This is a genomic window from Bacteroides sp. CAG:633 (assembly GCF_000435115.1).
In the GTDB taxonomy this organism is placed as follows: Bacteria; Bacteroidota; Bacteroidia; order Bacteroidales; family Bacteroidaceae; genus Bacteroides; species Bacteroides ndongoniae.
On the sequence record NZ_FR882986.1, the window covers coordinates 1 to 1,545 of the forward strand.

Genomic DNA, 1,545 nt, shown 5'->3' on the forward strand with positions numbered 1-1,545 from the left:
CCGTAAGGGCTCCACACCAGGATGGCAGGACAGGGTTTGCCATCGGTCGGACGGAACACATCGGCATAGATGGTGACACCGTCGCGCAGTTTGATGGGAACATCTCTTTCCAGCAGAATGTCGCAGGTCAGCGGTTTGGCTCCCTCGCGACGCACACTGCCGGCCTTCAGCACCAGTGTCTCCTGCCTGAAACCCGGATAGCGCACACGGTCTGCACTGACCGGCAAAGCCTTGCGCATGGGTACCTTTATCTCCTTGCCGCCGGCATCGTGCAAGGTGACTTCCTGTTGTGCCGCCGCACGCTGCGTGCAGACGGCCAGGAGTGCCAGAACTCCTGTATAAATCCATTGTTTCTTCATATTCTTTACGTCTTATCAATAGGACATCCGTTTGTTTTCCGACTGCAAATTTCAGCATTCCTCCTCGGTAAATGCTGTTAAAACAGGAACCGGAATTGGTTAAATACGAAACAAAGCGTATCTTTACCGGACAGAACCCGTATAAGGAATCCGATGAAAGAGCAGATTATCAGACTAAGCGAACTGATGGAATATCATCAGGTAAAGGAGGTGTACAGAAACCGTATCGCCTGTTTCCGCATGGACAACCGGCTAGTCAACATCGACACCATCCCGCCAGCCTTTGCCGACATCTTCTCGTTCGTACTGGTTCAAAAGGGAACTGCCGTCTTCTCGCTCAACTGCCGCGAACGGACGGTATGCCCGGGCGACCTGCTGCTGTTCTGGCCCAGCCTGCTCGTCTCGCTCAACTGCCAGAGCGACGACTTCACAGCCCTTCACCTGCTATGCGAACGGGAACTGTTTGAGCACCTGCTATCTACCCGACCTGCCTATCAGACCTACTCGCTTTTCTTCTGCCAGACCGATTTCCCCGTTCTCCGCCTGAGCGATGCCGACACCGAAGCCCTTGCCCGCAGCATGGAAGAAATCAGCCGACACATCCTCCGGCCGGGAAATTATCAGGAGGACATCCTGCACCACCTGCTGCACACCTGCCTGCTGCAAGTGCTCGAACTCATCGAAGGACAGACGCCCACCCGTCCGGCCGCCCTTACCCATGCCGAAGTCCTCTTCCAGCGTTTCATCACCCTTCTGACCCGCCACTACAAGGAAGAGCACTGCATCGCCTTCTATGCCAACAGCCTTTCAGTCTCGACCACCTACCTGTCGCGCATCATCCGCCAGACTACACAGAAAACAGCCGGTTACTTCATCACCGGTCTGCTCTATGCCGAAGCCTGCCGCCTGCTGCTGCACACCGACCTCAGCATACAGGTCATTGCCGACCGCCTGCACTTCTCCGACCAGTCGGCATTCGGCAAATTCTTCAAAGCCAACGCCGGCCTGTCGCCCCAGCAGTTCCGGACCAACGGGCAGCGCAGCGAGGCGTGCTCTTCTCCGCAAGCAGAGTAACCGCCTGTCCCGACAACAAAAAATTAACTTCCTACGTTACAACGAACGGAAAAAAACATGAACTTTGCTTGTGATTCAAAAAAACACCAAACATGATGCAAACATACAAGTT

At 54.8% G+C, this 1,545-nt stretch carries 2 protein-coding genes; one reads left to right on the forward strand and one right to left on the reverse strand.

Translation table 11 applies throughout. From position 1 onward, the window contains the following. A partial coding sequence (locus QVP67_RS02020) for a hypothetical protein (RefSeq protein WP_288179803.1) occupies positions 1-359 on the reverse strand: 359 nt, incomplete at its 3' end. A gap of 153 nt (positions 360-512) precedes the next feature. On the opposite strand from QVP67_RS02020, the gene QVP67_RS02025 reads away from it, so the two are divergent. Then, positions 513-1,433, forward strand: coding sequence for a helix-turn-helix domain-containing protein (locus tag QVP67_RS02025; RefSeq protein ID WP_022161891.1), 921 nt, complete (start codon positions 513-515; stop codon positions 1,431-1,433). The last annotated feature ends 112 nt before the right edge of the window (positions 1,434-1,545 follow it).